An 18,904-nucleotide genomic window follows, 5' to 3' on the forward strand; every position below is an offset into this window, starting at 1 on the left:
TCTCCTAATTTTTATATTTTTTTGTCAAAATAAAATGATATTTTAAAATTGAAGTAAATGGAATTAAAAATAATATTTTAATAAATAAAAAAACCACCAGAAACAAATGCTATTCATAAGTTAACCATTAAAAAGATTTAAATTAAGTTAATTATATATCAAATGATAGCGTTTGTATCCAAAAGATAACCAACAAAAAGAAACCTCTTTTAAAGTCGATCAATCAAATAATTAGCTTTAATCACAAGACGCTAAAAACGCTCTTTTTTAGCCTTAAAAATCTCTCATTTGTCTTTTAAAAGCTTTTGTTGTATAATTATTAATGTGGCCTCTTTTAAGGCACAAAAATAAGGAGACAAAAATATTCTATGGTATATAAAAAAAGTTTGAAACATAACTCAATAATAAAATACACAAGAAGATTATTTTTAATTTTATTTTTTTTATTTTTAAACACAGAAAGAACACACTTATTAAATGCTTATTACAGCGACCAAAAAGACTTGAAGGATGTAATTATTAATACAAATTTAGGTTCTATTCAATGTGCCGACCCTAAACAACCCACAAGAAACGAAATTTTAAAAGCAGTTCACACCAACAACCCCAATAATCAAATTGATGATATTCACATTAAAGTCGTATTTGATACTTTATGGCCTTACAAAAAAGCTTCTCTTTTACCGTCTAATCCGGATCCTCAAAATAATCCCTACAAAGGACAAGCTGACCTAAATTATTCCACTGGTTTTGAACCGGTAGATCTTTCTCAAGTCATCACTTCCGGCAATATAGGTAATGTAGTTTGTTCTGATCCTAAAACGCCCACAAAAGAAGAAATTTCAAACCGAATAACTCAAAAATACAATACCTTCATCCCAGATGAAGTAAATGTAGTTATAGACCCTCAGAACCCCACCACTAACGCAGTAGCAAAGGCTAACACCGATAGTGTGAGTTATAATCCCGGTTCTGAAGTGGATTTAACTTATAAAACTGTTACTAGACTACCAGAATTATCCACCATCATCACTTCCGGCGAAATAGGTAATGTAGTTTGTTCGGATCCGCAAAAACCCACAAAAGAGGAAGTTTTAAACCAAATAACACAAAAATATAATAAAGTTTTGAAAGAAGATGTAGAAGTAGTTTTAGATCCTAAGAATTACACCACTCAAGCAGTTGTAAAAACTAAACCGGATAGCAATAATTATAATCCCGGATCTTCAGTTAATTTAACTTATAAAACTGTTTATAATTCTCCACAAGAAAACATTTCTGATTCTAATTGGTTAACCGAAATATGGTTCTGGGTTTTAACTATGGTAGTTGCTGTTTCCGGAGCTTCCGCTTACGGCATAACAGCCAAAATTAAAAAGAAAAAAAATTCACATCACCATAAATAAAAAAAGACCTTTTAAAAGGTCTTTTTTTATGTCTTTAAAATTCTTTTTTAATTTTTTGTAACATAATTTTTTTTAATTCATGTTTTTGTAAAAAAGCAATTAATAAAGCGTTTTTAGAAGTAGTTAATTCTGTTTCTTTTAAATCAAAAGTTAAAGGCACTAAAGTGTTGACTGTAATTAAAAAACGATTCAAAAAAACTTTTTCTTGAAAGTTTTTTAAATTATCTTTTAGTTTAGGCGCTAGTTGTTCTAAATTAAGATAAATATTTTCTAAATTACCAAATTGGTTTAATAATTTAATAGCCGTTTTAAGACCTACAGAAGGCACTCCTTTAATGTTATCTGAAGAATCTCCCACTAAACTTTTAAAATCCACTATTTGAGCGGGTTTTAACTGATATTCTTCCCATAATTTTGGGATATCATAATAAACTACTTTTTTCAAACCTTGTTTAATTAAAATCACAGTTATATTTTCATCAATTAATTGTAAAAAATCTTTATCGCTAGAATAAATAATGGTAGCAATGTTTTTATCGCTCGCTTGTTTGGCTAAAGTAGCGATAATATCGTCAGCTTCATAAGTTGGTTGAGCATGATGTTTAACACCTGAAAGAGTTAAATATTCTTTAATTAAATCTATTTGGTCAATTAAATCTTGGGGAGTAATCGGACGACCTTTTTTATAATCTCCATAAATTCCATGTCTTTGCGTTTTGTCAGGAGAATCAAAAGCCACACAAATATGATGATGAGTTTTTTCTAAAATTTTTTCAAACATATTAATAAAAACCATCAAAGCGTTTACATTTTTTCCTTGAGAGTTTAAAGTAGGTGTTTGTTGACTATAAGCGGTAGCGTAATAAGCTCTAAACATTAAAGAATTTCCGTCTACCAAGATTAAATATTGCATTGCTTTTATAATTCTCCGTTTTTATCTTAGCTTCTTTAAAAAAGTAAAAAATTTTTTTTAATTTTGATCCATAAATTGTTTTAATAATTCTTCAGGGTTATCTAAAGCGCTTAAATTATCAAGTTCCATATTACCCATTTTTTTAGAAATTTGTTTTTGTTTTTCAATAAAATCAATTAATAAATTAACATCTTTTAATTTATTGCCGGAACCTTTCGCGATACGACAACGACGACGATTATTAGATTGTATTAATTGTGGTTGTAAGCGCTCTTCTTTAGTCATGCTTTGAATAATAGTTTCAAATTGGGTAATAATATCTTTATCTAACATTGGCATATTTCTTATTTTAGAACCTATTCCAGGAATAAAATTTAAAATCTTTTTCATAGAACCAATTTTTTTTAAAAGTTTGAATTGTTTTTGTAAGTCGTGATAATTATAATCGTCTTGCAATAAACGATCCACTAGTTTTTTATCTTGTTCGGAAGTAACTTTATCTTCTACTTGTTCGATTAAAGTTAACATATCTCCCATTCCTAAAAGACGTGAAGACATTCTATCCGGATAAAAAATTTCAAAATTATCATCATCATGTTTTTCAGAAGAAGACATGAATTTAATCGGTAAATTAGTTACATATTTGATAGATAAAACCGATCCACCTTTAATATCAGCATCCATTTTAGTCATAATAACCCCGGTTGCATGAAGAGCTTCATGAAAGCCTTTCGCCACAACAGAAGCTTGTTGGCCTAACAGAGAATCAGCCACAATTAAAGTTTCACTTGGTTTTACTTTTTCTTTAATAGTTTTAATTTCATCCAACATATCTTGGTCTAAAGCGGAACGACCAGTAGTATCGATAATAACTGTTTCAAAACCATTATGAAGAGCATATTTTAAACCATTATCAATAATATTCATAGTAGTTGTGTTTTGTTGAAAGAAAACATCAATGTTAATTTTCTCCCCAATACCCACTAATTGTTTTACTGCTCCGGGACGATATGTATCAGCAGCAATTAATAAAACTTTTTTGTTTAATTTTTTTTCCACAAAATAAGCTAATTTACCAGCGGTAGTGGTTTTACCACTCCCTTGAAGCCCTACTAATAAAACCACATCATAAGGATTATTAAGTTGTAAAGGTATATTTTTAGAACCTAAAACAGTCGTTAAAACCTCGTTAATAATTTTTACCACTTGTTGTTGCGGTTCAAGCCCTTTTAAGACTTCTTTACCAACCACTTTTTCTTTGATTAAATGGTTAAAATGAGTAATAACATCATAATTAACATCCGCTTCTAAAAAAGATAAACGTATGTCTTTCATCATCAATTCAAGATCTTTTTCTTGAATATGTTTTTTACCTTTAATGGTATCCATAATTTTTTGAAAACTTCTGCTTAAAATACTCATCTTTTGAATGTCCTTTCATTTTCGGAGCGTCTTTGGTTAATTTTTTATATGTTAATTGTAGTGTTTTTGTCATACTTTTTAAATCATTTTTGAGAAATATCAAACAATTGTTAATTTTTTTGTCATAAATATTCGTCGGAAGCGACTTAGTCTTTGATAAATAAGTTGTGAATGAAAGTTCTAATATCAAAAGCGAATAAATCATTAGGATTTTCGCCCATACCGAGATATTTAGTTTCTAGATTGTAAAGATGTTTAATAGCTAAAATTAAACCACCATTAGCCGCTCCATCCATTTTAGTCAAAATAACACCACTTAAAGAAATACTTTGGTTAAATAAATCAATTTGATTCAGGCCATTTTGACCTGTCATAGAGTCCAGCACTAAAAAAGATTCATGCGGACCTTGAGGGAATTTTTTTTGAATCACTTTTTTGATTTTTTCTAACTCTTTCATTAAGTTAACTTTATTTTGTAAACGGCCTGAAGTATCACATAAAACCACATCAAAAGCATTTTTTTCCGCATAAACCAAAGCGTCAAAAATAACCGCTGAAGGGCTGATATTTCCTTCTTTGAAAAAGACTTCACTTTTCGTTCTTTCGCCCCAAATTTTTAATTGTTCGACTGCTCCAGTTCTAAAAGTATCACCAGCCACTAAAAGCACTTTTTGCCCTTCGGTGGTTAATTTGCTGGCTAACTTACCAATAGTGGTCGTTTTGCCTACCCCATTAACACCCATAAAGAGATAAATTTGCGGTTTATCGGCATTAATAGTTTTAGTCGTTGTTGCAACCTTTTCTTGCTTATTTAAAGCATTATTGGTTTTATCAGTCTTTTCGTCAGATAAAGCTTTTTCTTCGTTATCATAAGATTCTTTTTCATATAAACCCACAATTTCCTCCATCGTTAACGCGATAAAAGCAGAAGATTCTTGAAGAGGTTTGTGTTCTAAACGATTTTTAATATTAGCTATTAAATGTTTCGCTGTTTTGATCCCTACATCAGCTTTAATTAATAAAATCTCTAAATCTTCTAAAAAAGAAGGATGAAAAGAGCTCTTTTTTTGCACTTCTTGGGCCCATTGGGATAAATTATTATCTAATTTTTTAACTCCTAAAATGTCTTTTTTAACCGTTTTTTTAGTAAATATTTTTTTTAAAAAATTCCACATATTTTACCAACACCTTTTTTTAATAATTTGGCCCTTTAATAGATCATTTTCTTTAAAACAAGCTATAAAGAAGAAGATAAATCAGAACAAATTAATCTATTGTTTTACATGCATGATGAATAAATAATAAATATTCTTGTATAACTAATATTATATAAAAACATCAGTCTTTTTTGAATAAAAACTTTTTAGAAAAAGAGTTTTTCTTTTTCTATTTTTTGAGCTTCTATGTCTTTTAAAGAAACAATTTTTTTACATTTAGGAAAATTGCTGCAACCTAAAAACTCCCCATATCGACCTTTTCTTTTCACTAAAAAAGTTCCACAGAAATCGCATTTATGTTTAGTTAAAACCGGCGGCAAAGACGGAGTTTTTTCTTTAGAAGGAATGATGTTTTTACATTTGGGAAAAGCACTACAACCCAAAAAATCCCCATATCGACCTCTTCTTTTAACCAATAATTCGCCACAAACACTACATTTGTCTCCTGTTAAAACTGGTTTGCTAGCAACAATTTTTTGGTCCGCTATGGCATATATTTCTTGAAACAAGTAATAAAATTTTTTTAAAAAAGTGGTTTTATCTAATTGGCCGGAAGCGATTTTATCTAAATTTTCTTCCATTTGAGCCGTATATTCGATGTTAATTAAAGAATTGAAATATTGGTCTAAAAGGTTTTTAGTTAAAAAACCTTGTTCCGTACAAAAAAATCTTTTTTCTTCTACTGTCACATAAAACCTTTTTTTTAAAGTTTCAATGATGGTAGAATAAGTCGAAGGACGACCAATTTTTAATTGTTCTAAAGTTTTAATCAAAGAAGCTTCATTAAAACGAGCAGGCGGAGTAGTAAATTTTTGCAGAGTCGTTATTTCTTGCGGTAAATAAGTTTTGTTAACCTCTAAATCTGGTAAAAAATCATTTTTAAAAGTATTAGTATCTAGCCCTTGATAACAACCAGCAAATAAGACCGTTAAACCTTCGGTTTTAAACACATAATCTTTGACATGAAACAATAATTGTATTTTATTGAAAACAGCGTTAGCCATCAAACTAGTCAAAGTCCGTTCATAAATCATTTTATATAAAGATAATTGATACTTATTTAAATATTTAGTTAAACTTTCCGGATTTTTTTTAATATCCGTGATTCTAATAGCTTCATGTGCATCTTGAATATTATCTTGGCTAGGTTTTTGATAAGTTCCCAAATATTCTGGGCCATATTTTTCTTTAATAAAAATTTTAGTTTCTTCCATGAAAGACATAGATAAACGATAAGAATTAGTTCTCATATAAGTAATCAGACCTACCGGTTTTCCTTCTATTTCAATTCCTTCATACAGTTTTTGCGCATTACTCATCGTTTGTTTCGCGTTCATTGATAAATGTCTAAAAGCTTCTTGTTGTAAGGAAGCAGTAATAAAAGGTTTTGGTGGTTTATTAACCACTTTTGTCTCCACTATTTCTTTTAAAAGAAAAGGTTGATCTTTTATTTGCTCTACTATTTGAGCCGCTTCTTCGCTTTTAATTTTTTTATCTTTCGGTTTGACCACTAAAGAGGCTTCAAAAGTCTCAAAAAGAGCTTTAATTAAATTATATTCTTCAGGAATAAATTTTTCTCTTTCTTGTTCTAATTCAGCGATTAATTTTAAAGCCACTGATTGAACTCTACCAGCCGATTGGGATTTAATTCTTTTCACTAAACGAGACAGTTTAAAGCCCATTATACGGTCTAACATTCTACGTGTTTCTTGAGAATCAACTAAGGATTGATTAATCACAGAAGGCTTGTTAAAAGCATCCAAAACCACATCTTTCGTTATTTCCGTAAAAAAGATACGGTTTTTATCAGTCGTTTTTAAATTCAAAACTTGCGTTAAATGCCAAGCAATAGCTTCTTCTCCTTCACGATCTGGATCAGTCGCTAACAAGACTTCTTTGCCTTTAGTTAAACGGATTAAATCTTTAACTAGTTTTTCTTGTTTCGGAATAATCTTATAATCAGGTAAAAAATCTTTTTCAATATGAATCCCTAAACGGTTTTTGCCTTTTAAAGATAAATCTCTAATATGGCCTTTAGAAGAGAGAATTAAAATTTTATTATCAAAATAACTATTAAGAGTTTTAGCTTTAGAAGGCGATTCAACAATAATCACTTGCGTTTTCATTTGTCCTAATGCTCTTTCTATAATTTTAAAATTTTAACGTACTAATTAAATCGAGATCAAAATTAAATTTTTCTTTTTTATTATTACCTATTTTATGCACAATCATTTCTAACAATTTATTCTCATCTAAAACATTCTTTTTTAATAAAAAATTAGCTTTTTGGGCGATAAGAGGTAATAAGTTTTCTTCTTCTAATTCTTTATCATCTAGTTTAAACATTCTTTTTAAACGGTTTTTATAGTGTTTTTTCAAGTAAGTTAATAAATATTCCACTAAAATCTCTTTAGGCAATAAAGTGGGTTTAATACAACCAGAAATAGCTAATGAATAACCTATTTGTGGATCAGTAAAATTATGATACAAAACTCCAGGAGTATCTAATAATTTCATATTATTATTTAAAGTAATCCATTGCAGTCTTTTAGTAACTCCAGGAGTATTCGCTGTTTTAAACGCTTTTCTATGTGATAAAGCATTAATTAAAGTCGATTTACCTACATTAGGCACTCCCACAATCATCAATTTTAAAATTTTTTTATGAACCGGAAATTTTTTAATTTTTAAAATAGACTGCATCAAAGGATAAATTTTATTAATATTCAAATTAGTTTTTGCATCAATATTTAAAGTAAATACTTTTTTTTGTTTAAAAAAATCCACAAAAAGATGGTTTTTATCAACATCCGCTAAAGAGGTTTTATTAAATAAAATTAAAACAGGTTTATTATTAAGAGCTTTTAGTAGGTCCAAATTCATACTAGAAACAGGAATTCGAGCATCTAACACAATTAAAATGAAATCCACAAATTTGATATTCATTTTAATTTCTATTAAAGTTTTTTTCATATGTCCTGGAAACCATTTAATAACGACCATTATTTTATAACCACTCTTTCTCTTTGTTTATTTCCACGCAATAAAAAAGATTTTATTTTTTTTCTTCTTTTTCTTGATGTTTTACTGCTTCTTGCAATTCTTTCAAATAATCTTCTAAATTTTGTTCAGAGGTAAAAATAGTTTTACTATAAACTTTATACACTTCTTCTCCTACAATCACTAAAATAGCACAACCTATTTTTTCAAACATACTTTTATAAAATCTGTTGAAAAAAAGTTTTTTAGCCCAATGGAAAGGATTGATCAAATTCAAAGTCCCAGTAACAAAACCAATCGCCTTATTGGTTTTTTTATATTTATCAATATATTTTTTATCCACTAATTTTTGTTTTAAAGTAAAAATGCGCCTTAAAGTCATTTTTTTAAACATACGGACCATCTTATTTTCAAACAATTCATCAATTCTTTGTTGCAAGTATTTCATGAAAGTTAAAGATTCATCCAAAGTGATTTCTAAATAAGGGAAAGGCGAATCAGGATAAAATTTATGCGATGTCTCAAAAATCAATTTACGCACACTTTGATATAAAATCATCATAAATTCATCTTTTTTTTCATTCATATTATTTTTGAATTCTTCTTGCGTATCTTTGATTAATTGATTGATTTCCTCATCAGTTATTTCGTATTTACTTTTATGAATTTTAGATCTTTTATTAAAATTCTTAATACTAACAAAAATATACAATAACAAAGCAACCACAAAACCAGTAAAAAGACCGGTTAGAAAACTGCCAAAAGTAGCTAAATAACCCGATAAATCAGGATCCCATAACTTAATAAACTCCATAAACTCCATTTCCTTTATTTATTTCTTTTTCCTTTGTTAAATCTTTTTTAACAATAAAAATAAACTTTCATAAATGTTTTTTTATTCATATCAATTATACAGAATTTATCCCTAAATTAAAAGTTTTTGTTTTGCCTAAGGTTTGATTAATATATAAATGAGGAATCCAAAGGACAGTGTTATTCTGGTCGACCACTAACCATAACTTTTTTCTCTTTGATAAAGGTATTTTTTTATTAATCAGGAATTTTTTTAATTTTTGCGTCCCAAAAGGGAATTTCACTATATCTCCATTTCCTTTTTGTTTTAAAACCAGAGGAAATTTTATCTTTCCTTCGTCATAAAAAAGAATCTTTTGTTCTTGGCAAAAAGATAATAATTTTGGTTCTACACAACCGTATAATAAAGGTTTTACTAAGTTTTCTTGAACTAAAAGAGTCTTTTTTTGCCATAATAATTGATCGTATTGTTTCATCAAGAACCACTCATTGTTTAAATCCCATTCTATGTTAGGTTTATGACGGTTTTGTAAACCTTTAATAATGTTATTTATTAAAGTAAAATTTTTACTAATCTTTTTATCTTCTAAAGAGGTCAAAAGAATATCTTTTTGCACAGCAATATGCAATAATAAAAAAGCTTCTAAATCCCACGCCTCTGATAAAATTTGTTGACTTAAAAAAAGTCGACTTTGAGAGCGAATGAAATCATGCGCTTCAGTTGTTTGCTGATGAAACTTCTCCATATTCTTCAAAAAATGACGTTCTTCTTTTAAAAGAGGGATAATTTGGTTTCTAATTTTATTACGAGTATAAATGTTTAAACTATTAGTACGATCTTCTAAAAAAGGTATTTTTTTCTCAACAGCGTAACGAATAAGTTCTTCTTTAGGCAAATATAAGAAAGGCTTTAAAAAAAAGATATCATCTTCTCGATAAGATGGTTGAACCCCACTATAACCTAATAAGGAACTACCTCTTATCATTTTTAAAAAAATAGTTTCCGCTAAATCATCTAAATGATGAGCGGTTAAACAATAACGAGTTTCATATTTAACCGCTATTTCTTTTAACCTTTTTTTTCTTAATAAACTCGCTTGATTCTGAAAATCTTTTTTAGGTAAATCTAATTCAAAATAATGAAAAGGGATGTTTTTAGTTTGACAATAATTAAAGACCAACTCTTTATCTAAAATGGCTTCTTCTCTCATTAAATGATTAAAATGAACCACAAGTAAAGGTATTTTTTGATGAAATAAATAATCTAATAACACCATAGAATCAACTCCACCACTAACAGATATAATATAGAGTTTTTGAGTGTTTAAAGAGGTTAATAATTTTAATTTCACAATAAATAATTCTCGCTATTTCCCGAAATTAAATAATTAGTAAAAGCTAATTTTCAATGATTTTGTACTTTTTATTTCTAAAAAGACAAAATTTTCTCATCTTTCATAGAATTTACAAATCAAGAATCAACTAAGAACAATCACCAATTATTTTCCAACTAACTATAATATAACATAAACTACAGTTTTATCCGCGTTTCTTTACCAAGTAAATCCTTCTAGATATAAAAAAAGACCTATTAAGCAGGTCTTTACATCCATTATTAAAGCCTTAACATCCATTTCCATACTAATTCAAAAAAATAAAAAAAGGAAGGAAATAATAAAGCTAACCAAACTCCTAAAATAGCTCCTAAAAAGGTTCCTAAAGTGACCCCAAAAGCGCCTTTTTTTAAACCGAAATAACAAACAAAAACAATTACTCCGATAAACATCGATTTTAAATTAATAGTAGTTTCTTCTAAACCAGTACGATCTTCATTTTGAACCTTTTTAACTTCATAAACTTTATAAAAATTATCAAAATTGATTTCGTTCTTTTGATAAACAGCTCTATCCAATTTAGTGACAATAATTAAAGATATAATAATAAAACTCATTAAAACCATCATTAAACGAAAATATTTATTCATTCTCCAAGATTTATGAACAAAATATTTGCGAAAATTAAAGGATATTTTTTCCATTAAAGTCATCATATTTTTTCCATTCCATTTCCATTATTTAATATTTTTTTCTTTTGAGGCGTACGTTCGATAATCGCGTCTACATCAAAACCGAAAACTTTGATAGTTTCTTTTTTCAATTCTCCCGGCGTATATTCAGCATCTGTTTTTTTACTAAAACCAGGCAAATATATTTCATGAGCTAAAAGTTCAAATTTAGCTCTTTTCATTAAAGTTTTTCTATTTAAACCAAACACATCCAAAACACCTGAAAAAATTAAATTTTTTAATAATTCATCATTTAAAACTTTTTTCAACCGTACTTTAAAATCAAAAAAATCCTTAAAACTTTGTTTTTTTCTTTCTTGAACGATAAAACGACTAATTTCCTCACTAATGCCATAAATAATAGTCAACGGCATTACAATTTGTTGATTAATGTTTTGATAATGACTTTCGCTTACTAAAATATTAGGTTTAATAAAAACAATTTTATCTTGACTTTCTTTGAGTAATTTAGCTGTTTCCGGCGCGTTTTTAATATATTCATTTAACATCACTATATAAAAAGACGTCAAATGATAAGTTTTCAAATAAGACATTCGATAACTAATTAAAGAATAAGCCACGCTATGACTTTTATTAAAGCTATAATTAGAAAATTTAACGATATAATCATAAACTTGTGCGGATAAAGCGGACGAATGTTTTTTATTTTGCACACTATTTTTGATAAAATCTTTTTTCAAAGTATCATTGTGCAAAGAAGCATTTTTATTTTGAATCATTTTTCTCATCAAAATTTCAGCTTGTCCTAAATCATATCCCGCAAACCTCACTGATATTTCCATAACTTGTTCTTGGAATAAAATCACTCCATAAGTATTTTGCAAAACACGGTCCACATCAGGATGAATAAAACGAGTTTGGTTGTTTTTACGGTTAGCGCAATATAAATCAAGAAAAGATAATGGGCCAGGACGGTTAAAAGATAAAACAGCGACTAATTCTTCAAAAGTTTGAGGTTTAATTTTTTTTAAAACAATTTTAGCTGAAAAAGATTCCAATTGAAAAATATAATCCGTATTACCAGTTTGTAAAGTATGATATACTTCTTTTTTATCCAAAGGAATATCATGCCATAATAACTTTTCTTTTTGGTTAATTTGTTTTAAAATTTTATCTACTAAAGATAAATTTTTTAAACTTAATAAATCAATTTTCAATAACCCAATTTTAGCTAATTGTTTGCTTTCTAACTGCATTTGATACTTAATAGGTGAATTAGTTTGATAATTCTTTTGAAGTGGGTAAAAATCAAATAATTTATCTTTGCTTAATATGATACCTGCTGGATGAATTCCTGTTAGTTTAGGAATTCCTTCCATTTTCAACAACACTTTTTCTTTATTTTTATGCAAATATTGGTTAAAAAAGGGATTAATTTCTTTTAAACGTATTAAATCTCTTATTAAAGATTTAACCGTAAAAGTGTTAAAAGTGATGATATTGGCGATATGTTCGGAACCGTACTTATCAGCGATATATTGAGTTACTAAATGAATTTTCTCATCCGGAAAATCTAGATCAATATCCGGCAAGGTTTTTCTTTTATAATTTAAAAATCTCTCAAAAAGAAGGTTATATTTTAAAGGATCTGCTTCCGTAATTCCTAAACAAAAGCACACTAAAGAACCGGAAGAAGAACCTCTTCCGGGCCCGACCAAAATATCTTTTTTCCGAGCATATTCCAAAAAATCAGCCACAATTAAAAAATAATCTTCATAACGCAAATCGGCAATAATTTTTAATTCTTTTTCTAATTGTTTTTGGTATTGAGCTACAGAATGTAATTTAGTATCTATTTGTTGATTTTTAAGTTTAACATTTAAAGACATAAAAGTTTTTTCTCGTAAATATTGAAAAGAAGTTTGACCCTTATTATTGTTAAAAAGAGGCAAATGCAATTCTTGAGAAAAAAGTTTGTCATAACGAATGGGTTTAATTAAAGTATCCAAATCGATACAAAAACTTTTATATTTATTAAAATAAGGACCATATTGAGCAATAAATTCTTTTTTATCTAAAAAATGAAAAGAAAAAGCGTCTAAATCAGAAATATTATTTTTTGCATCTGACTCCGGATGAGATAATTTTAACAATAATTCATAATTTTCTCGGTCTTCTTGTCCTAAATAATTAGTTTTATGAACCGGAAGCGCTGTTAATTCTAATTTCTCCACCAAAGAGAAAAAGTGTTCATCCATCGCAGCTAAACGAATATTTTGCAAAGAAAAACCCACATAAAACAACTTTAAATGAGTTTTAAAAGCGGCTAAAATAGGTTGCATTTTATTAGGAGCGGATAAATCCGCCAGCAAAAAATCAATATTAGATAAAATAAAAAAAAGACCTTCTTGTAAATGGCTTATTTCTTCTAAAGTAATAGTTTTATCACGAGTACGAATGAGATTAGAAATTTGAATCAAATGACGTAAACCTATATCGTTAGAAGCATAAACCAAAAGACCTATTTTTTGACCTTTAAAAAGACGTTCCAAAGAAACAAAAATTCTAAGCCCTACAACAGGTTTAATACGGTTTTTTTCACAAACAGAGATAAATTCTACCATACCATATAAATTTTCATCATCACTAAGAGTCACAAAATCATAATTATTTTGAACAGCTTTTTGGACTAATTTTTCAATAGAATTCACACTTTTAGTGATACTGTAAAAACTTTGTAGATAAAAAAGACCTCTCATAATTTAAAACCTCATTTTTAAAATCTTTAATATTATTTCTTTCGCCAAACATCCCAAAAAGTTTTAAAATTAATTCAAATTTTTTTTCAATTTTCTCTTGTGTTCTTCAGTTTCAAAAAGATTTTTATTTTTTTTCTCAGCTTCTAATAAAAATAAAGCATACTTCTCTTTTTCTAAAATCATCATTTTTTCTGCAGCAAAATAAAAAGATTCTAAAAATAAAAGAATAATATTAATCTCTTTTTCTTGTAAGAAAAATTCTAAATCTCCGGTTTGAAGGCATAATTCTAACTGTTCCTGGAATAGATCGATATTTTGATCTATTTCATAAAGAGTGAACATTTTTGTTACTTTATCGGATAATTTAATAACATAAAACGAGAAAATCTTTTCCAAATTTTGGTTTTTTGATTGATCGCTACTAATGGTTAAATAATACACAAATAAATCTTTAATGTTGTGATATATTTTTTTTTGGTTCATTTAACAATTTCCTTTTTTCCATAAAATGGTTGGACTGAATGAATAAACAATTATAGTATTTGGTTATTATGTTTAAAGTGAGGGAATAAAATAACGTCTCTAATATTAGGAGTATCAGTGAGTAGCATAACTAAACGGTCAATGCCCATCCCCATCCCACCAGTTGGTGGTAAACCGTATTCTAAAGCTTCAATAAAATCGACATCCATTTCCCCAGCTTCATCATCGCCCAAATCTTTTTGTATTAACTGTTGTTCAAAACGTTTTTTTTGCTCTATTGGGTCATTTAACTCACTAAAAGCGTTTACTATTTCTTTACCTGCGATAAACAATTCAAAACGATCCGTAAAACTTGGGTCTTGCTTATTATTTTGCGCCAAAGGACTTACTTCAAAAGGATAATGGTAAATAAAAGTTGGTTGAATTAAAGTTGGTTCCACAAATTTCTCAAAAAAAGCGGCGATAATATGACCTTTTTGAAAAAAAGGTTCTAAAGGTACTTTATGCTGGTGAGCTATTTTTTGCGCTTTTTCCAAAGTCATCTCTTGGTAAAAATCAACCCCTGTTTTTTCTTTAATAATATCAATCATATTATATTTATGGAAGGTTCCAAAATCAATTTCGTCCCCTTGGTACACAAATTTTAATTGACCTAAAACAGTTTGTGCTACATCTTTTAAACAAGATTCGGTTAAATCCATCATACCTTGCATATTAGAAAAAGCTAAATAAGCTTCTATAGTAGTAAATTCAGGATTATGAGTAGCATTTACTCCTTCATTACGGAAAATACGACCTATTTCATAAACCGCTTTCATACCACCCACAATTAATTTTTTTAAAGGTATTTCTGTAGCTATTCTTAAATAAAAATCAGAACTTAAAGCGTTATGATGAGTGATAAAAGGTTTAGCGGAAGCTCCGCCGATAAAAGAATGTAAAATCGGGGTTTCTACTTCTAAAAAATCTCGATCATCAAAAAATTTTCTCACCGCTTTAATTACTTTGGAACGAGTTATAAAAGTGTCCATCGATCGGGGATTAGTGATTAAATCAATATATCTTTTTTTTCTAATTAATTCTTTATCTTTTAAACCTTTGTGTTTATCCGGTAAAACTTTTAAACTTTTACTTAAATGGAATAAATTAGTAGCTTTAATCGTTAATTCATCTGTTTTAGTTTTAAACAAATAACCTTCAATTCCGACAATATCACCTAAATCAGCGTTTTTATAAATAGTGAAAGATAATGACGATACTAACTTTATATTCACATAAACTTGCATAGAACTATCAAAATCTTTTAATTGAAAAAAACCCGCTTTACCTTGAAGTCTTTTTAAAACTATTCGACCTGCCACAGCGACATTAATCAAGTTATTCTCTAATTCGGTTCTGTCTAGAAGTTTATATTTTTTCAATAAGTCAGAAACGTTATTTTGTACAACAAAATGGTTTTTAAAAGGTTCAACGTCAATTTTTTTTAATTCTTCTATTTTATTTTTTCTAATTACTGTTTGTTCTAATTCTAATGATTTTTCTTCATTATTCATAAATAATCATTGAACCCCTTTTTTTATTTAATTTTTATTTTTGAATATAATTCAGCAGAAAACAAAAACATTCCCACCTTAAGTAGTTTTATTGGATGATAATATTAACATATTTTAATTAAAAGAAAGAAAGGCAATTGAGAGAAAATTACTTTTCATCCGTCAAAAAAAGATGTTAAACTTACCTATTATTTTAACATATTAAAAGAAAAAGATGTCAAAATTAAAACACAATGCTGCAATGTTGTTGCAAAGGTAATTTAAAAATTAATCAAGCTTTCTTTTTATGAACAATTATCCTTCTTCTTTCGTCTTCAAAAAGACTAGACCAATTATATTGTATAATAAACATTTTCATTTGTTTAAAGAAAAAAAGAATCTTTTTATTCAAAAGATTCTATGTTAAAAAAATAATGTGCATAAGCCATGTTCTGTTCTTGTTTTTGCAAACAAGTGTGATCATTTACCTCTACCTTCGTTATCGAAAATAGCACAAAAACCAACTATAATTAAAAAAACAGGAAACGTCAATTTTCATGTGCCCCTACCATTTTTTTGGGTTGTTAGCTTGAGGAGTTTACCGCGTTTCATTTAATTATTTCTAATTAACTCGTTTCTGTGGCACTTTAAGTTTATTTTCATGAACTTATGAATAAGTTTTTAGAATTTAAACAGTCGTTACTTAAATGAATTTAAGCACCTTAAGTTCTTGTTTTCCTTAAGCACAAACACTACATGTCTTTCCTAAACATGTGCTAATATGGACTTTCCTAAACCTAATATTGTTAAAAACAATATTAAACCTCGATCACCTTCCATTATTTTTTAACATTAATATTTTAACAAATTTTCACGCAATATTCTTGTCTGTTTACACTAATAATCCAAAATTAATGTTTTTTCTTCAACGAAAGATCGATTTTACCTTTTTCATTGATATTGATACATTGTACGGTTACCATTTGTCCGATATTAACCACATCTTCCACTTTATCAACTCTTTTGTCTGATAATTTGCTGATGTGAAGAAAACCTTCTACTCCGGGTAAAAGTTGAATTATCGCGCCAAAAGAATGACCAGTTTTTTTATCCATTAAAATCTTAGCCACGGCTCCTTCGAAAATTTGACCGACTTCGATGTCCTTTACCAAGTTTAAAATATAATGAGATGTTCTTTCCACTACTTCTAAATCTTGATGCATAATAAATACTCGTCCATCTTGTTCTATATCAATTTTAACATTATCGTTATTTTCAATAATTTGAGAAATTATTTTCCCACCTGTTCCGATAACATCACGAATTTTACTAGTGTGAATATTAATCACTTTTATTTTTAACACATAAGGAGACAATTCTTTACGCGATTTAGCGATAGTATCGTTCATTTTATTTAAAATATGCAGACGACCTAAACGCGCTTTTTTCAAAGCAGTTTTTAAAATATCTAAACCGATAGATTCGATTTTAATATCCATTTGTAAAGCCGTAATACCTTTTGCAGTTCCAGCGACTTTAAAATCCATATCACCTTTTTGGTCCTCTAAACCTTGAATATCGCTCAAAATAACGTATTCATCTTGGTTATCGTAAAACAATCCCATTGCGATACCTGCTACAGCGTTTTTTAAAGGCACGCCAGCATCCATTAAAGCCATAGAAGAGGAACAAATAGTCGCTTGAGAAGAAGACCCGTTAGATTCTAAAATTTCGGATACTACGCGGATACTGTAAGGAAATTCTTCTTCTGAAGGTAAGACGTGTAATAATGCTTTTTCCGCTAACATCCCATGACCTATTTCTCGACGAGAAGGAGACATATATCTTCCTACCGAACCAACAGAAAAAGCGGGAAAATTGTAATGCAACATAAAACGTTTTTTAGCATCTTCTGTTAAATCATCAATCGTTTTACCTTCGCTTAAAGAACCTAACGTTACTACTGCTAAACTTTGGGTCTCGCCACGAGTAAAAACAGCTGATCCATGTGTTCTTGGCAATAAACCCACTTGATTTTCAATAGTTCTGATTTCATCAATTTCTCTTCCATCAGTTCTTTTTTTCTCATGAATAATCATTTTACGAATTTCTTGCGTTAACAAAGTGTCAAAAATAGCTTCTATTTCGGTTAAATATTTTTTTTGTTGTTCTAAATCAAGAACTACGATTTCCTCAACAGTTTTGAAAAAATTCTTTTGTTTATATTCTGCCATAATTTCATCTTTTAACAATTGAAGATTTTGAGATAAGACGTTTTTTTGTTTTTTTTGTTGATTATTTTCTTGTAATATTGCGATTATGGCTGAACGATATTTTTCATCTATTTCTTGGAATAAAGCTGCATTTGTTTCTGGAATATCTAAAACAATCTTTTCTTTACCAATTTGTTGGCGAATTTCTTCTTGAAAAGCACACATTTTTTTAATCACTTCGTGGCCCAACAACATCACTTCTAATAATTCTTCTTCAGGAGTTTCTTTCGCTACTGCTTCAATCATATTCAAACTATCTTGAGTGCCTGAAAGAGTTAATAAAAAATCAGACATTTCTTTTTGTTTTAAATTTGGGTTAATAACCATTTCGCCTTTGATCTTGCCAATAGAAACAGCCGAAACCGCTTCTACGAAAGGAATATCAGAAACTAATAAAGCCAAAGAACTGCCAAAAAGAGCGAAATTTTCGTTATTACAATTATGATCATTACTTAAAACAGTATTAATAATTTGAATTTCGTTTTTTATATTTTTATGAAATAAAGGTCTTAAAGCTCTGTCGATTAAACGTGAGTTTAAGACTTCAAAATCAGTCGATCTACCTTCTCTTTTGGTAAAGCTGCCTGGTATTTTGCCAGCTGAATACAGTTTTTCTTGATAAATCACCATCAACGGAAAATAATTTAAAGTTGTGTGTTGCGTACTAGAAACAGCAACACTCAAAATAACAGTATCTTTATAACGTACCATAACAGATCCGTTCGCTTGTTTAGCAAATTTATTTATTTCCACAGTTAATAAATTATTTTCAAAAGTAGTTTCAAACACTTGTTGAGTCATTAAAAAAATCTCCTTTTTTCATTCATATAACTTTTTTATCTTTTTTTTAACCAAAACCACTTTTGAAAATAAAAAATTAACTTAATATTTATTCGTACATAATAAAAAAAGACCTTTTTGCATTGATCTTAATATAGTTTGGCGCCTACGCTAGGGCTCGAACCTAGGACCTCCTGATTAACAGTCAGATGCTCTACCAACTGAGCTACATAGGCATTATTATTTTTTATTAACCTTAATAACCTACTGATTACAAGTC

Annotated in this window: 13 protein-coding genes, 1 tRNA gene and 1 other RNA gene; 1 reads left to right on the forward strand and 14 read right to left on the reverse strand. The window is 28.5% G+C overall.

The genetic code is table 11. From position 1 onward, the window contains the following. The first annotated feature begins 368 nt into the window (after window positions 1-368). Window positions 369-1,406, forward strand: coding sequence for a hypothetical protein (locus ON17_RS00010; RefSeq protein WP_017191415.1), 1,038 nt, complete (start codon window positions 369-371; stop codon window positions 1,404-1,406). A gap of 34 nt (window positions 1,407-1,440) precedes the next feature. Here ON17_RS00010 and ON17_RS00015 read toward each other — a convergent pair whose 3' ends face one another. The 14 genes from ON17_RS00015 to ON17_RS00075 all read right to left on the reverse strand — a co-directional run bounded on the left by ON17_RS00015 (window position 1,441) and on the right by ON17_RS00075 (window position 18,860). Further along, the gene (locus ON17_RS00015) at window positions 1,441-2,319 is read right to left on the reverse strand and encodes a 5'-3' exonuclease (protein WP_017191416.1); all 879 of its coding nucleotides are present in this window, start codon (window positions 2,317-2,319) and stop codon (window positions 1,441-1,443) included. A 57-nt stretch (window positions 2,320-2,376) separates the two neighbouring features. Beyond that, entirely contained in the window at window positions 2,377-3,741 is a 1,365-nt protein-coding gene (locus tag ON17_RS00020; RefSeq protein WP_017191417.1) for a signal recognition particle protein, read from the reverse strand. Between the two features lie 146 nt (window positions 3,742-3,887). Next, complete coding sequence (ftsY, locus tag ON17_RS00025) at window positions 3,888-4,916, reverse strand: signal recognition particle-docking protein FtsY (RefSeq protein WP_017191418.1); 1,029 nt, start codon at window positions 4,914-4,916, stop codon at window positions 3,888-3,890. A 188-nt stretch (window positions 4,917-5,104) separates the two neighbouring features. Next, complete coding sequence (gene topA, locus ON17_RS00030; RefSeq protein WP_017191419.1) at window positions 5,105-7,084, reverse strand: type I DNA topoisomerase; 1,980 nt, start codon at window positions 7,082-7,084, stop codon at window positions 5,105-5,107. A gap of 25 nt (window positions 7,085-7,109) precedes the next feature. Further along, a complete protein-coding gene (ylqF, locus tag ON17_RS00035) occupies window positions 7,110-7,961 on the reverse strand; it encodes a ribosome biogenesis GTPase YlqF (RefSeq protein WP_017191420.1) in 852 nt (283 codons plus the stop codon). Window positions 7,962-8,013: 52 nt separating this feature from the next. Then, entirely contained in the window at window positions 8,014-8,772 is a 759-nt protein-coding gene (locus tag ON17_RS00040; protein WP_017191421.1) for a hypothetical protein, read from the reverse strand. 94 nt (window positions 8,773-8,866) lie between these two features. Next, entirely contained in the window at window positions 8,867-10,123 is a 1,257-nt protein-coding gene (gene tilS / locus ON17_RS00045) for a tRNA lysidine(34) synthetase TilS (protein WP_017191422.1), read from the reverse strand. Between the two features lie 263 nt (window positions 10,124-10,386). Next, the gene (locus tag ON17_RS00050) at window positions 10,387-10,755 is read right to left on the reverse strand and encodes a hypothetical protein (RefSeq protein ID WP_261974236.1); all 369 of its coding nucleotides are present in this window, start codon (window positions 10,753-10,755) and stop codon (window positions 10,387-10,389) included. Window positions 10,756-10,817: 62 nt separating this feature from the next. After that, window positions 10,818-13,556, reverse strand: a complete 2,739-nt coding sequence (locus tag ON17_RS00055) for a PHP domain-containing protein (RefSeq protein ID WP_017191424.1) — start codon at window positions 13,554-13,556, stop codon at window positions 10,818-10,820. A 69-nt stretch (window positions 13,557-13,625) separates the two neighbouring features. After that, window positions 13,626-14,039: a hypothetical protein gene (locus tag ON17_RS00060; protein WP_017191425.1), complete on the reverse strand. Its 414-nt coding sequence runs from the start codon at window positions 14,037-14,039 to the stop codon at window positions 13,626-13,628. A gap of 50 nt (window positions 14,040-14,089) precedes the next feature. Then, the gene (gene lysS / locus ON17_RS00065; RefSeq protein WP_017191426.1) at window positions 14,090-15,592 is read right to left on the reverse strand and encodes a lysine--tRNA ligase; all 1,503 of its coding nucleotides are present in this window, start codon (window positions 15,590-15,592) and stop codon (window positions 14,090-14,092) included. Between the two features lie 415 nt (window positions 15,593-16,007). Next, window positions 16,008-16,412, reverse strand: an RNA gene (gene rnpB, locus ON17_RS03315) — RNase P RNA component class B. A gap of 70 nt (window positions 16,413-16,482) precedes the next feature. Next, on the reverse strand, window positions 16,483-18,645 hold the full coding sequence (locus ON17_RS00070; RefSeq protein ID WP_017191427.1) for a polyribonucleotide nucleotidyltransferase: 2,163 nt from the start codon (window positions 18,643-18,645) through the stop codon (window positions 16,483-16,485). Between the two features lie 139 nt (window positions 18,646-18,784). Continuing rightward, window positions 18,785-18,860, reverse strand: a tRNA-Asn gene (locus tag ON17_RS00075). Window positions 18,861-18,904 lie beyond the last annotated feature (44 nt).

Source organism: Poinsettia branch-inducing phytoplasma str. JR1 (genome assembly GCF_000309465.1).
In the GTDB taxonomy this organism is placed as follows: domain Bacteria; phylum Bacillota_I; class Bacilli_A; order Acholeplasmatales; family Acholeplasmataceae; genus Phytoplasma; species Phytoplasma pruni.

What these genes read in the sequence shown, in the direction of transcription:
- ON17_RS00010 (WP_017191415.1), top strand. Translation starts at nt 369, where the DNA reads ATGGTATATAAAAAAAGTTTGAAACATAACTCAATAATAAAATACACA.
- ON17_RS00015 (WP_017191416.1), bottom strand. Translation starts at nt 2,319, where the DNA reads ATGCAATATTTAATCTTGGTAGACGGAAATTCTTTAATGTTTAGAGCT.
- ON17_RS00020 (WP_017191417.1), bottom strand. Translation starts at nt 3,741, where the DNA reads ATGAGTATTTTAAGCAGAAGTTTTCAAAAAATTATGGATACCATTAAA.
- ftsY (WP_017191418.1), bottom strand. Translation starts at nt 4,916, where the DNA reads ATGTGGAATTTTTTAAAAAAAATATTTACTAAAAAAACGGTTAAAAAA.
- topA (WP_017191419.1), bottom strand. Translation starts at nt 7,084, where the DNA reads ATGAAAACGCAAGTGATTATTGTTGAATCGCCTTCTAAAGCTAAAACT.
- ylqF (WP_017191420.1), bottom strand. Translation starts at nt 7,961, where the DNA reads ATGGTCGTTATTAAATGGTTTCCAGGACATATGAAAAAAACTTTAATA.
- ON17_RS00040 (WP_017191421.1), bottom strand. Translation starts at nt 8,772, where the DNA reads ATGGAGTTTATTAAGTTATGGGATCCTGATTTATCGGGTTATTTAGCT.
- ON17_RS00050 (WP_261974236.1), bottom strand. Translation starts at nt 10,755, where the DNA reads ATGAATAAATATTTTCGTTTAATGATGGTTTTAATGAGTTTTATTATT.
- ON17_RS00055 (WP_017191424.1), bottom strand. Translation starts at nt 13,556, where the DNA reads ATGAGAGGTCTTTTTTATCTACAAAGTTTTTACAGTATCACTAAAAGT.
- ON17_RS00060 (WP_017191425.1), bottom strand. Translation starts at nt 14,039, where the DNA reads ATGAACCAAAAAAAAATATATCACAACATTAAAGATTTATTTGTGTAT.
- lysS (WP_017191426.1), bottom strand. Translation starts at nt 15,592, where the DNA reads ATGAATAATGAAGAAAAATCATTAGAATTAGAACAAACAGTAATTAGA.
- ON17_RS00070 (WP_017191427.1), bottom strand. Translation starts at nt 18,645, where the DNA reads ATGACTCAACAAGTGTTTGAAACTACTTTTGAAAATAATTTATTAACT.